This window comes from uncultured Helicobacter sp. (assembly GCF_937906905.1).
Classification (GTDB): Bacteria; Campylobacterota; Campylobacteria; order Campylobacterales; family Helicobacteraceae; genus Helicobacter_B.
In genome coordinates this window covers 1-13,324 of the sequence record NZ_CALERY010000034.1, presented here as the reverse complement: position 1 = coordinate 13,324, position 13,324 = coordinate 1, and the positions used below count along the sequence as shown (strand labels likewise).

At 46.2% G+C, this 13,324-nt stretch carries 15 protein-coding genes; 12 read left to right on the top strand and 3 right to left on the bottom strand.

Annotated elements, in window-relative coordinates:
* The first annotated feature begins 48 nt into the window (after positions 1-48).
* The 4 genes from Q0171_RS08045 (at position 49) to Q0171_RS08030 (ending at position 3,396) form a co-directional block, all read left to right on the top strand.
* Entirely contained in the window at positions 49-861 is an 813-nt protein-coding gene (locus Q0171_RS08045; protein WP_299328772.1) for a hypothetical protein, read from the top strand.
* 191 nt (positions 862-1,052) lie between these two features.
* Entirely contained in the window at positions 1,053-1,862 is an 810-nt protein-coding gene (locus Q0171_RS08040; RefSeq protein WP_299328769.1) for a sulfatase-like hydrolase/transferase, read from the top strand.
* A complete protein-coding gene (locus Q0171_RS08035) occupies positions 1,843-2,784 on the top strand; it encodes a hypothetical protein (RefSeq protein ID WP_299328766.1) in 942 nt (313 codons plus the stop codon). The genes Q0171_RS08040 and Q0171_RS08035 overlap by 20 nt, the downstream gene beginning before the upstream one ends.
* Before the next feature lie 96 nt (positions 2,785-2,880).
* Positions 2,881-3,396 (top strand): LPP20 family lipoprotein, encoded by a 516-nt coding sequence (locus tag Q0171_RS08030; RefSeq protein ID WP_299328763.1) that lies wholly within the window; start codon positions 2,881-2,883, stop codon positions 3,394-3,396.
* A 199-nt stretch (positions 3,397-3,595) separates the two neighbouring features.
* Here the strand turns inward: Q0171_RS08030 and Q0171_RS08025 are convergent, their stop codons facing one another.
* Positions 3,596-4,585 carry a helix-turn-helix domain-containing protein gene (locus Q0171_RS08025; RefSeq protein ID WP_299328761.1) on the bottom strand — a complete coding sequence of 330 codons (990 nt, stop codon included), beginning with the start codon at positions 4,583-4,585 and terminating at the stop codon, positions 3,596-3,598.
* Positions 4,586-4,660: 75 nt separating this feature from the next.
* Between Q0171_RS08025 and Q0171_RS08020 the strand changes: the two genes are divergently transcribed.
* Positions 4,661-5,329, top strand: a complete 669-nt coding sequence (locus tag Q0171_RS08020) for a thiol:disulfide interchange protein DsbA/DsbL (RefSeq protein ID WP_299328758.1) — start codon at positions 4,661-4,663, stop codon at positions 5,327-5,329.
* Between the two features lie 27 nt (positions 5,330-5,356).
* Positions 5,357-6,001 carry a protein-disulfide oxidoreductase DsbI gene (gene dsbI, locus Q0171_RS08015; protein WP_299328755.1) on the top strand — a complete coding sequence of 215 codons (645 nt, stop codon included), beginning with the start codon at positions 5,357-5,359 and terminating at the stop codon, positions 5,999-6,001.
* Positions 6,002-6,006: 5 nt separating this feature from the next.
* Here dsbI and Q0171_RS08010 read toward each other — a convergent pair whose 3' ends face one another.
* Together Q0171_RS08010 and glmS are read right to left on the bottom strand one after the other, a co-directional pair.
* Positions 6,007-6,135, bottom strand: a complete 129-nt coding sequence (locus tag Q0171_RS08010) for a hypothetical protein (RefSeq protein ID WP_299328752.1) — start codon at positions 6,133-6,135, stop codon at positions 6,007-6,009.
* Between the two features lie 27 nt (positions 6,136-6,162).
* Positions 6,163-8,037 (bottom strand): glutamine--fructose-6-phosphate transaminase (isomerizing), encoded by a 1,875-nt coding sequence (gene glmS, locus Q0171_RS08005; RefSeq protein ID WP_299328749.1) that lies wholly within the window; start codon positions 8,035-8,037, stop codon positions 6,163-6,165.
* 567 nt (positions 8,038-8,604) lie between these two features.
* On the opposite strand from glmS, the gene Q0171_RS08000 reads away from it, so the two are divergent.
* The 6 genes from Q0171_RS08000 to mnmA all read left to right on the top strand — a co-directional run bounded on the left by Q0171_RS08000 (position 8,605) and on the right by mnmA (position 13,024).
* Positions 8,605-9,147 carry a DUF502 domain-containing protein gene (locus Q0171_RS08000; protein WP_299328746.1) on the top strand — a complete coding sequence of 181 codons (543 nt, stop codon included), beginning with the start codon at positions 8,605-8,607 and terminating at the stop codon, positions 9,145-9,147.
* Between the two features lie 6 nt (positions 9,148-9,153).
* A complete protein-coding gene (gene mqnP / locus Q0171_RS07995; protein ID WP_299328743.1) occupies positions 9,154-10,062 on the top strand; it encodes a menaquinone biosynthesis prenyltransferase MqnP in 909 nt (302 codons plus the stop codon).
* Positions 10,063-10,064: 2 nt separating this feature from the next.
* Positions 10,065-10,649: a hypothetical protein gene (locus tag Q0171_RS07990; protein WP_299328740.1), complete on the top strand. Its 585-nt coding sequence runs from the start codon at positions 10,065-10,067 to the stop codon at positions 10,647-10,649.
* Entirely contained in the window at positions 10,642-11,148 is a 507-nt protein-coding gene (locus Q0171_RS07985) for a hypothetical protein (RefSeq protein WP_299328738.1), read from the top strand. Before Q0171_RS07990 ends, Q0171_RS07985 begins: the two co-directional genes overlap by 8 nt.
* Before the next feature lie 9 nt (positions 11,149-11,157).
* Positions 11,158-11,895 carry an arginyltransferase gene (locus Q0171_RS07980; protein WP_299328735.1) on the top strand — a complete coding sequence of 246 codons (738 nt, stop codon included), beginning with the start codon at positions 11,158-11,160 and terminating at the stop codon, positions 11,893-11,895.
* 100 nt (positions 11,896-11,995) lie between these two features.
* Positions 11,996-13,024 carry a tRNA 2-thiouridine(34) synthase MnmA gene (gene mnmA, locus Q0171_RS07975; RefSeq protein ID WP_299328732.1) on the top strand — a complete coding sequence of 343 codons (1,029 nt, stop codon included), beginning with the start codon at positions 11,996-11,998 and terminating at the stop codon, positions 13,022-13,024.
* The last annotated feature ends 300 nt before the right edge of the window (positions 13,025-13,324 follow it).

Here is a 13,324-nt window from a genome sequence, read left to right as displayed (position 1 = left end):
GCAAATTGTGGTTTTCATTGTATCATTGCAGTTTCCCAAGGAGTAGAGATGATAGAGTCCCTAAAGCAAGCAAGGCATAAGGCTAATGCGCGATTTCTCGCCAAGCTTTGTGCGGTGTTTCTGGTGTTTTTGATAGGCTTTTTCTTGCTGTTTAGCAGCTATTGGCTTGAGCTAAATTTTGAAATCCAGCATTTTGGACAGATTCTCTTCCACCTGCAATTCCCACTGCTTGATATGGATTCTATGGTCGTGCGCTCATTTATTGTAAATGTGGTATTGCCTAGTGTGGTAAATGCGTTGCTTTTGAGTGCATTGCCATATTTTGCTGGATTTTTGCGCAGTAATTTTAGTGCGCTTGTGGGATTTTGTGTGGCATTTGTGCCGCTTTTGATACTATTTCTTCCCATTGCTATGGAGCTACATAGATTCTGGCTTTTTGTGGCATTTGAGAAGCGTGTGCTGTTTCCAAGTATGCTTATCGCACTTTTCACGCCCTATGCCCTGACTCTCTGGCAGCGCATGAGCGCTCGCTATACTATTGCTCGGTATCTGGCATTTGCACTGCCACTTGCTACGATTGTCATCGGGGGTGCTGTTGCTAATAATAAGCTCCACATCACTCAATATATCAAATCGCAAGCCGCACCATTTTCAAGCTTCTATGAGTCAAACTACATTACCCCAGAGCCCAGCTCTTTTGCCAGCTCCCATACTGGTGCAAAGCCCAAGCAAAATCTTCTTATCATCTTGGCAGAATCCCTAGAATCTACCTTTATCACTACAACAGATTCTAGCGCTATTGCTTCTGTGCGCCCACACGCCAAAACGGGGGGGGGGGGAACACTTCGCACTCTAGCGTAGCTTCAAATCCACCCCAAAATCTCAATACCACACTAAACCCTGCACTAAGTATCACGCCAAATCTCGCAACCCTCGCTAGCAGCTATGTAAATTTCAGCCACACTGCTGGCATAGGCGGGCTAGAGCAAGTTAGCGGCACTGGCTGGACGATTGCTGGGACGATCTCCTATCTCTGCGGGATTCCACTCGATATGCCAATAGCTGGGAATTCGTTTGCGAATAAATACTTTTTAGATTCTGCGGTGTGCGTGAGCGATGTGCTAAGTGAGCTTGGCTATACGCAGCGCTATCTCTCTGGGCTAGATTCTAGCTTCTCTGGTATGCGCTACTTTCTAGGCTCGCATGCGATTTCCGTGCTTGATCTCCCAGCCTTGCAAGCGCAAGGCAAAGTGCCAGACCCACTGCCAAAGGAGCTGCAAGGCTTCTGGGGGCTTAAGGATTCTGCGCTCCTGGCACTTGCCAAAGATGAGCTAGAATCCCTGCCAGAGCCTTTTGTGCTCTATGTCTCTACTATTGATACCCACCACCCAAATGGCTTTGTCGATAAAGAAGCTTGCCCAGGACTAGGCGACTCGTATCAAGAGGCATTTACTTGCGCAGATAGACTGCTAGCAGAGTTTATCGCCAAAGCCCAAGCGCAATTTGGCGAGAGTCTTACTATTATCCTGCTGGGCGATCATCTCTCGCATAAGGGAGATGGATTTTTTGACACCTTTGGCAAGCGGTCAATCTACAATCTCTTCATCAACCCCAAATTCACCGCCAAATACAATCAAAGCTCACTCAAAAAACGCCAGATGAGTCATTTTGACATCACACCGCTCATACTAGATTCTCTCGGGGTGGAGACACGCGCCTTTGGACTAGGGCGCAACCCACTCTATGGCGCTACGCTACTAGAATCTACCTATACCAAATCCGCGCTAAATGCCGAGCTTGGCATGAGAAATCGACTTTATAACTCATTTTGGGAGGTTAATTATGAAAAAACTCGTCGCTAAACAATCGCTCATCATTGGTGCCATTGTGCTGGTGGTTTTGGCTATCGGGGCTGTGTGCTTTGATAGATTTGTGCTCAAGCTCTCACTAGTAAAGTCGCTTAGGCACTACTATCCGCTTGCTGTGTCATATAAGCTTGCTGATGAGAAATGCGAGTTCAACCCACGCTATAATCCAGCTATCACAACGCTGCCACATCGTAACTTCATCGCGCATGCTGGTGGTGCAATCTTGAAAAACGCGCAAGGACAGCCCCAAACCTACACTTACACAAATTCCAAGGAAGCCCTGCTCCAAAGCCTACAAGAGGGATTTTCGTTTATCGAGCTGGACTTAATGCTCGATGATGCAGGTGGGATTTTCGCTGCGCATGATTATAAGCACTTCTACTCGCTAGTTGGCAAAGAAGTGCAAGGAGATGAGGCGCTCACTGCACCAAGCAAGCAAGAAATCCTAGAATCCAAAATCCATGGCTTCCTAACCCCGCTTGTAGCAGAATCTATCACGCAGATTTTTCAAAGCTATCCGCATGCCTATCTTGTAACAGATAAACTCAATGATTTTGCTGCGATTAAAGCGCAGCTGCCTTTTACACAGCGCATTCTCATCGAGGTTTTCTCCCTGCGCGGCTACTACCAAGCTAAACAAATGGGGCTAAAGCCCATGCTATCTATCAGCGACATTGCTTTAGCTAAAGCTCTGCGTATCCCTATGGTCGCCACGCATACAAGCACGATTAGTAAGAATCCCCAACTCGCTCAAGAATACATCGAGCAAGGTGGGTGTATCATGGCATTCTCGAGCAATGAAAAAGACTTTATCGAGCGCCACAAAGACAAAAGCGCGACGATGTTTTACACAGATTATTTTGACATCAATGCCAATGATTGTAAGCTAGAACACTCTAGGTGCGAGACATACTGAAGCGCTAGAATCTAGCACCAAGCAGGTATTTAATTTTCCAGCAAATTTGACGATATGTCTCCTGCAGATTTATATGAAATTCTAAAGGAGTAGAAAATGGTAGCGTGCATAAAAAGCATGGCAAAAGGTGTGATACGCGCAAGCGTTGGCGTGGGGATTGGCATGTGTGTGGCATACGCACAGGAGGCGGAGACGCCCATCGTGCCAGAGGTAGCGAGCGTGAATGTCAAACAAGCCCCATTGCAAGTGTCGATGTATGAGAGTCCGCTCATTGCTTCTGTGCCAGAGCAAGATATCCTAGAAATCGAAGCAGTAGGCATTGGTGTAGCTCCCACAGAGTCCTGCTCGCCAGCCCAGGCAGTCGCACTTGCCAAGCGTGCTGCGATCATCGATGCGTATCGACATTTGGGCGAGCAGATGTATGGGATCAAAATCAACTCAAACGACACCGTGCAAAATATGATACTCAAAAACTCAAGTATCAAAACTAAGCTAAATGCAGTTATCCGTGGTGCGAAAGTGCGCGAAAGTGCGTGTGAGCAGGGGATCTGCCAAGTAACCATGGAGCTAAAACTTGATGGCAAAGTCTGGGCAAATGTGCTTGGCATATAGCTCATTCTACAACTAAGCTGGAGCTTGCGCGCTAGATTCTGGAGAAATTTATAAGACTTAGATTCTCAAGTCGATGACTGCAGGATTTTCTCCGTGCTGGCATTGGGTTTTAAGACCGCCAAGAGTCCTGCAAGCAAAAGCAAGCTCCCTGCTTCTATATGTAAAGCCTAAAACTACACTAAGACCCTACACCCCAGAGCTATATCCCAGAATCTGGCAAAATTTTATCTTGCAAATATGTTTTATGGCAGGCGAGCATATAGCCTTCACCTGAAATATTTTGCACAAGCTCACCGCAGTGCTTTTTCAGCCGCACAACCGCCATGCGCAAAGTATTGTAGTTGATATACTGCCCATCATAGACATGTGTGATGAGTCGATCGTAGCTTACGACTTGATTGTGATTGCAGTAGAGAATCCAAAATAACCGCTTGAGCTTTGGGGTTAGGTGTATGGGGGTTTGGAATTCGTCTTGATAGATTTGCTCCTGCGCCTCATCGCAAAATAGACAAACCCCCTCGCCAGAGCTTTTGCTAGCACTAGTCCCCATCGCAGAATCTTCCTTAGCGCGCTCTTTTATGAAATGCTCGATGGGCGAAAGCATGACCTTGGATCGCGATTTGAGCTTGAAAGCGATTTGACTTAGAATGATTTCTAGCTCTCTGTGGCTATATCGCACATAGGGGAGACCTAGCTTTAGGCACTCCATGAGATGTAAATCATCGTCCCTAAAACTCATCACGAAAATATTTTCTTTAGGGTTATAATACAAGATATCCCAAATCACTTCTTGGTGATCTTGTATATCGCTTGTCGCTACCAGCACTGCGTCAAACTTCCGCTCTCTATACATCTGCATGGCATTATTCGCACCATCTATAAAGCTTGCTGGAGAAAGCGAGGAGACTGCGCGTATTTTCTCGTCATTGTCCCCGATAACCAAAACCTGCAATCTAGCAATCAAGTCCTGTAATCTCAAAAGCCCTATCTCCCAAGTAAAATCCTTTATGCGTGTTAGCCATTGACTATCACACATAATGAAAGTCCCATACAGAGGGATACATGAAACCAATGGGCTAATTTTATCAAAAAAGCTCGCTAATCTATAATAGCATCGATATAAATACGCGAGATTAAGGTGCGCTGGCAAGGCAATATCCATAATCACTGCCACAAACAATACCCCCAAACAATCCTTGTGCGTTACTTTTTTGTTACATAGGGATTCTATAATGCAGCCCTATTTCAAAAAAGGAGTCTCCAAATGGTTACAAAAAACATGTTTGCAAAAGTGCTGGCTGGTCTAGGTGCTGCTGTGCTAAGTATTGCTGTGGCAAATGCCGCTCCGCTTAAAGAAGGCACAGACTACACAACGCTAAAAAGCCCACTTCCAAATGCGAAAAACACCGTCATCGAAGTGTATAGCTATGCGTGTCCATTCTGCTTCAAATATTCAAAATTTATTCCACAAATCGCTTCTTCTCTGCCAAAAGGTGCAGTATTTAAACCATACCACCTAGAGCAAAAAGGGGATTATGGCAAGATTGCAAGCGAGCTATTTGCTGTGCTTATCGTGAAAGATCAAGCAGCTGGTGTTGATATTCTGTCTGATAAATCAGCATTCCACAAAGCAGAAGAAGCGTATTTCAACGAGTATCATAAGAAGAATAATCGCTGGGGTGGGGGTAAAAACCCTGACGCGTTCCTCCAAACAGGTCTAGACGCAGCTGGTATCTCTAAAGCAGATTTCGAAGCTGGGCTAAAAGACGAAAAAGTGCAAGCACTGCTTAAAGAGTGGGAAGCTAGCTATGAAATCGCAAGTGTGCAAGGTGTCCCTGCATTTGTCGTAAATGGCAAATACCTTATCTACACAAAATCAATCGCCTCACTTGATGATTTGCAAGACAAAATCAAAACTCTACTTGCTCAATAAGTTTTGCAACTGCGATAAAGGACTACTATGAGTATATGGAGCAGCTTTAAAGCCCAGCCCATGCAGAGTATTTATCAGTGGCAGCAGGCTCGGTTTTTGTGGCTTTTGATGGTGGTAGTGTGCTTGGCACTTGTGCTGGTGGCACACTATGTTTTCCAAGAGTATGGCTATATGAAGCCTTGCGAGCAGTGTGTGTATATCCGCTATGCTTTCCTCGTGATGGCACTGGGCGGAATCATCGCTGCAATCAATCCCAAAAACATCGTGCTTCGCGGGATTGGCTATGTTCTTGCATTCTATGGGACAATTCGCGGAATCATGTTCTCAATCAAGCTTGACAAAATCCACGAAGCAGCTCATGGCGACGATCCTTTCGGCGTGCAAGGCTGCTCTGCAGTGCCTAGCTTTGACTTCGGTCTGCCACTGCATGTGTGGTTCCCAAGCCTCTTTAACCCAACGGGGGATTGCGGATTTGATGCACCAACTGTGCCAGAAGATGTTGTGCTTGAAGGCTTTAGGAAGTCATTTGTAGAGTTCTATGAAAATGGCTGGTATCTTATCCCAAGTCAAGAGTTTGGCAATATGGCGCAGTGCTGTCTCATCGCATATGTAGTGTGCTTTGTCATTCTTGCTATCATGCTAGTCTCGCATTTCTCCAAGGCAAAAGCGTAAGGAAGCTAGACAAAGCCTAGATTCTGCGCTTTTCGCGCCCTACAATCTCGTGGGGCAGACTCTCCCCTATCATCATTACCCAGGCTTTCTCTTAAATCCCAAATCACACAAACATAATCACATAGACACGCCAAACCGCTCCCTATGTCCAGCTGCTAAGCTTACTCCACGGTTACAGATTTTGCGAGATTTCTAGGCATATCTACATCATTGCCTAGTCGCACGGCAATTTCTAGCGAGAGTAGCTGGAGAGCTACCATCATGGCAAAAAACTCCTCCATGTAGCTACCCGCCGGACTAATGGCAATCCAGTCATCTGCAAGCGCAAATTCCTCTTGCGCAATCGCACAAATTGTCGCATCTCGCGCACTAAGCTCCTCAACATTAGAAGCAATTTTCTCATGCAACAGATGTTTTGGCATGAGCGCTATGGTGAAAAGATTTGCATCTACTAGCGCGATTGGACCATGTTTCATCTCACCACTTGCATAGCCCTCTGCATGGAGATAACTGATTTCTTTAAGCTTGAGCGCACCCTCTAGTGCGAGCGGATAGAACACATCGCGCCCGATGAAAAAGAACCCATGCCCATGCAGATACCGCTTAGAAAGCCGCTTGATACGCTCATGTAGATTCTGGCTCACCTTTGTCGCTGCAATTGCTGCAATCATATTTGCACGCTCACGCTCCCTCTCACGCTCGCCTAGCACTCCACGCTCCACCCCCAGAAATGTCGCCAGAATCCACAGCAGCATGACTTGTGTAGCAAATGCTTTGGTGCTTGCCACACCCTTTTCAATCCCTGCGCGCGTGAGTAGCACCGCATCTGCTTCACGCACGATCGAGCTATTATCGACATTACAAATAGCTAGCGTGCGAAGCCCTTGGGACTTGGCAAGCTTTAGCGCTTCAAGCGTATCAGCCGTCTCTCCACTCTGGCTAATAACAACAAACAACTCATCTTTTAGTAAAATCGGCTTGGCATAGCGAAACTCACTTGCAAGCACGACATTAGTGCGCACACCTGCCATACGCTCAAGCAGGTATTTCCCTACCATGCCCGCATGATAGCTCGTCCCACACGCACAGATACTTATCTCGCTAATCCCATCAAAAAGCGCCGGGTCAATCTCATCAAGCACGATGGCATCTTCTTTCACTCGTCCTAGCATGGTTTCCAGCAGCACTTGTTCTTGCTCATAAATCTCTTTCTCCATAAAATAGCGGAATCCATCTTTTTGCGCGAAAGACTTGGAATGCGAGAGTGGGACTTTGGGGCTAAGTGTGGCAAAATCACTAGAATCCCCCACCGCACCATCTTCAAGATACACCACCATATCTACAAGCCCGATAAGTGGCGCATCTGATGAGGCAAAGTAGATTTCGATTTGGGGTCTTTCTGCTCCTTGCGCGCTCTCTAGCGATTCATGCGCCTTAGATTCTCGCCCAGAATCCAGCGTAGATTCTGTCCCCTTGCCCGCGATGATAAGTGGCGCACCATGTTTAGCATAAAATATCCTATCAGGTGCGGCTTTAGTGATAAGCAGCGTCGCGTATGCGCCTTTTAGCCGTTTGGCAGTGCTCTCCCACGCGCTTCTAGGGTCATTGCATTGCGAGAAATACTGCTCAAACAAATGCACGATAACTTCCGTATCTGTCTGGCTTAGGAATGTATGTCCAAGCGCTTGAAGCTCGTCTTTTAGCTCTTTGTAGTTTTCTATAATCCCATTATGCACGACATAGCTAAACTCTCCAGTGTGCGGGTGGGCGTTGATTTCAGTAGGCTTGCCGTGCGTCGCCCAGCGTGTGTGCGCAATCCCTAACCCAAAGCCATTAAAAGTAAAGTCCTTAGTCTTATCGGCAAGATTTTTCAGCCTGCCTGTGGCTTTGAAGCTCTGCATTTGCTCGCTCCCACGCTCGCCTGTAAGCACGGCAAACCCAGCAGAATCATAGCCACGATATTCAAGCTCTTTTAGCCCATCAAGCAAAATCTCTCTTTTTTCTCTCGCTCCCATATAGCCCACTATCCCACACATTTTCACTCCTTATTCTTCCGTAATTACGCCACTTTGAAGCGCGCATTGTAGCGTATTTGTGTAAATTCTGGCGCGCTGGGCTTAGGCGGATAGGGCAGATAGATGAGGGGGCAAAACTAGATTCTGGAAGAAACGCTTAAATTATAAAAAGCATGCAAAGGATTCTAGGGTTTATGGAGCTAGAATCCACTTTTTATCCTAAAGCCTATCATGCAAGCTTCATCTACGAGTCAGCATTGTTTAACACAAGAAACTAACTCTGTTTTATCTACAAAAACAAAACAAGTGATACTGCTTAGGCTGTGCCGATGTTTTAAAGAAAACCTGTCGCCTGTGAGTTTATTAGTGTTTCAGCTTTTGACTCGTTATTGCGAGCTGATAAAATCAGGGTGGCAATCCACACTAAAATCCATAAAACACATCAGGCATAAACCCCACAACACACAGAGAAGAACCGGCGTATTGCAAGCTTTGGAGAATCATGCTAAGATTAGTCGCATGCAAAGCTACATAGCACCTAGAGCCAGCACATGCCAAAGCTTGGCGTAATTTCTGTAAGGAGTGTATATGCCCACACTTTTTAGACTCATTGGCAAGGGGCTTTTGGCGTTAGCCCCTGTGATTATCCTGCTGTGGATTCTCACTTTTGCGTATGGGATTTTGGCGCGGATTATTGGCGTGATTTTTAATACCACTGCTAATAACACTACTGCTACATTTGCGATCATTGTCATTTTACTTTTGATTCTAGCCTATGCTGGGTATTTGCTAGAGAAAAACAAAGACTTCATCTTGCTTAAACTTTCCGAGTTTGTGATTGATAAAATCCCCGGAGTCGCCTCGGTCTATCATGTCATCAAGGATATGGTCAAGATGTTCTCGGGATCTGGGGGTGCAGAGTATCTGGGCGTGGGCTATCTACGACTAGGTGAGCACCAGGTGGTGGGATTTATCACTAAAGAGGAGGGGGAATTTGTGTGGGTGTTTGTCCCCACTACGCCAAATCCTACTTCTGGATTTTTGTTTCGCGTGGAGCGTGAGAAAATCGAGCGCACAGATATTAGCGTGGCAGATGGCTTGAAAAAGGTCGTCTCCCTGGGGATTAAGTGAGTGCAAATGACTAGCACTTGGCATAAACTACGACTCACTATCTCGCGCTTCAGCGAGCTAGTCGCCTTTGAGCACACAATCTTTAGCGCGAGTTTTATTTTGATAGCGATGTGTGTGGCAAGCTTAGAGACAAACGCTAGCCTCTGGGTGGGCTGGAGGACATTTCTACTCTGCGCGCTTGCTCTCATTAGCGCCAGAAATTTTGCCATGGGATTTAATCGATTCTGCGATAGAGATATTGATAGGCGCAATGCACGCACGAGTAAGCGCCCAAGCGTAGATGGCAGAATCTCAAGCCAAGCCATGATCGCCTTTTGCGTATTCAATGCGATACTTTTCATCGCTACAAGCTATGCGATAAATTCGCTTGCTTTCGCACTTAGCGTGCCATTCCTGCTTATCCTTGGCGGATATAGTCTCATGAAGCGCTTTAGCTCCTTAGCGCACTTGGTGCTTGGGATTTCACTTGGGCTAGCACCAATTGCTGGGGTCATCGCGGTGCAAGGGGCTGTGCCTTTGTGGAGCGTGCTGCTTGCATTTGGCGTGATGTTTTGGGTGGCAGGCTTTGATGTGCTCTACTCTCTCCAAGATATCCAAATCGATAAAAAAGAAGGGCTATTCTCTATCCCTTCGCGCTTTGGAGTGGAGAAGGCGCTGTGGTTTTCTCGTGTATTTCATGTGCTGGCTGTGGTGCTGTGGTGTGGGTTTCTCTACCTCGCAGGGCTTGGAGCATTAGCATGGTTTGGAGTAGGGATAAGTGCGGGTATGCTTGTCTATGAGCAATATCTCGTGCATAAAAACTTCGCCAATATCCCGCGTGCATTTTTCACGACAAATGGCTATCTGGGATTTGTGCTGCTTGTGTGCATTGTCCTTGATAGCACATATAGCCTGCTAGTAGGCAAGGCAGGCTAGGCATGCAGACACTGCGAACTTTTACCAGCGCTCTGCATGACCATGGGATACAGACGCGTCTTATTGAGTGCGCGATTCCTATGGATTGCAGTTTGCTAGATTCTAGTAGTGCTGCGATAGATTCTGGTGATGATGAGTGCTTTATGAAAGAGTATGAGCTGCTAAATGCTAGTAGCAGCGATCTAATCGCGCAAGCTTTGCATTTTTCCGCGAAAGAAAAAAACACTTCTCTTGTCGTGATTTTAGAGCTTCTTATCGAGCTTCACCAGAAAGTCTCACGCCTTGAGCAACATCTCTTAGAGCAAACACAAGCTAGGCTCACTCTCAAAGAGCAGCACACAATCCATGCACTAGGGCATGGGGTGCTTTGCTGTAGAGAAGCGAGCTTCATGCTAGATAGATTTTACTATGTGCGCTTTGCTTTGCCTAACGCCCAGCAGCGCGACATCGGGCTGTTTGCGCGCGCGATATCTCCAGGAATCCTGCAAATCGCGCGCATACATTCAAGCAATACCAGCGCGCTTGATAGCTTCATCGTCGCAAAAGAAATGGAGCAACTTCGACAAAAAAGGACTGCATGTGATTGACCAAGAATTGTTTTTACTCTGTGTTGGTGGGATTGGATTTGTGCTTGTGTGCGTGCTTGCGTATATGATTGTCAAAGACAAAGACATCTCTAAGCGTATCTCTCGCTTTGAAAGCGCCATAGAAACTATTGCCAAAGAAATCTACAAAATCCAAAAAACCCAGCAAAAGCTAGAGTCCGCCCAGGCAAGCCAGGAGTTTCTCGCAAGTGAGAGTGGGGAGTCCAAAGCAACAAGCGACAAGCTCATCGCGCTCAATAAAAAACTCATCGAGTTTGACAAAGATATTGATTTGCTGCGCAGTCATTATGATGAGAAGATCATAAGCCTTGAAAATCGACTGCGCGAGTATGGTGCATTTGGCTCAAGCGGTGGGGACATTGATGAGAAAAAAATCATCGATATGTTTCAAAATGGCTTTAGCGTGGATTCTATCGCCAAAGAATTGCGCATAGGGCGCGGTGAAGTGGAATTTACTTTGAAGCTAGCTAATATCAAATAAAGCTTGCACTTGCGCCTAGCAGAGGTATTTTCTCCACCACGCAATCCCTGTGGCTACTATAAAGATCGCTACTCGTGTTTTCGCTATTTCTATATCCAAAACTGCTCACGCGCATTTTGTCAGGGGCTTGTGGAGCGAGGGTTTCGGCGCTTTGGCGAGTATTTTTTCACCCCTATGTGCCAGGGTTGCAGCGAGTGCGTATCAATCCGCCAGCTTGTGCATGAATTTACCCTAAGCAAGTCCCACAAACGCATCATCGCCAAAAATCTCAACACTTCTGTGCTCATCACGCGCCCAAGCATAAGCCAAGAAAAGCTCCTACTCCATGAGAAATACCACCAAATCATGGCACAGAAAAAAGGCTGGGCGTTCCAGCGCATGAGCCCAGAATCCTATGTAGAAAGCTTTGTTGAAGGCTTTTGCGATTTTGGCTATGAGATTTTGTATGAGATTGAGGGGAAGCTCGTAGGGGTTGGGTATTTCGACATGCTGGAGAATGCGATTTCTGCGGCATATTTTTTCTACGATCATGAGTTTTCTTCCCAGAGCCTAGGGACATTTAATATCCTAACTCAGCTACTGCTGGCTAAAAGCAAAGGGCTTAGCTATTTTTACCCGGGGTATTGGATAGAGGGTCATCATAGTATGGGCTATAAAGAGCGATTTAAGCCTTTTGAGATTCTGGTAAATACACCCGATATTTTTGAGCTGCCACTATGGAAAGCACCAGAATCCACAACCCCCTAGATTCTCGCACCAGCCACGCATGAGCGAGCCTTGCCATTAAGGTAACAATGAGATTTCTGTCGATACAATGCGCTTCCATCTTACTTATAAAGGCGTATCTATGAAAGTTGCGTTACTAATGAGCGGGGGAGTAGATAGCTCCTACTCAGCTTATTTACTACAACAGCAGGGCTATGAAGTGCTTGGGATCTACCTAAAGCTGCACAATAAAGAAGAAAAGCACAAAGTCTTTATCCCAAACTGCGAAAAAGTCGCTAAAAATCTAGGCTTTGAGTTCATCGTCCTAGAAGCGCAAGAGCAGTTTAAATCAATTGTCTATGACTATTTTGTGCGCTCCTATGAAAATGGCGAGACGCCAAATCCTTGCGCTATGTGCAATCCTAATATGAAATTTGGCTTCGCACTGCAAAAAGCCCTAGAGCTTGGCTGCGAGAAAATCGCCACAGGACACTATGCGCGCATACAAGAAGTCAATGGCATAAAGCGCATTGCCAAGGCGGTGGATTCTAGTAAAGATCAAAGCTACTTCCTCTATGCCATCTCTCAAGAGGCGATTGATCGGCTGATTTTCCCACTTGGCGATATGCTAAAGGCTGAAGTCAAGCCTTTAGCCTTTGAAGCGATGCCGTGGTTTGGGACTTTGGAGACCTATAAAGAGAGTCAAGAAATCTGCTTTGTGGAGACAGATTATATTGATATTTTAAAAAAGCACACCAAAGTTGATAATCCCGGGCTCGTGCGCGATACGCAGGGCAATGTCGTGGGTAGCCACAAAGGCTATATGCAATACACCATAGGCAAGCGCAAGGGCTTTAGCGTCAAGGGCGCGCTAGAGCCACACTTCGTGCTAGATATTAACCCCAAGGCAAATGAAATCATCGTAGGCAAAAAGCAAGATCTAGCAAAAAATCTCGTGCAAGCAAGCAATGTCAGCCTATCTACACTCTATAACGATAAAGAATACGACATCAAAATCCGCTATCGCTCCGAGCCTACAAAGGCTAGGCTTGAAGTGCGAGATGATGGGATTGTCGCGCATTTGAGCGAGCCGGTGTTTGGCGTGGCAAAGGGACAAGCATTGGTGGTGTATGATGGAGATTGTGTGCTAGGCGGTGGGGTGATAAGCTAGCCCTAGAATCTGCCTTACACGCAAAGCCTCCCCTAGAGTCCATTTCTCTGTCATTGCCAGACTTCTGCAAGGAGTTTCGTGGCATTCTATAAATCCACGCAAACGATTCTAGGATTTGAGCTTGTATGTTGTTTTGTTGTTGCTTATGGATTGCCACGCCGCTAACGCGGCTCGCAATGACAGGAGAAAAGCTAAAAAACTAAAGAGTCGTAAGCGGTGGGATTTCAAAAGTGGACTCTAGGAGTGAAGTTAGTTTAAGAGTAAAACGATTCTAAGGGTTGCGGTGTTGCTAGTGGGGTT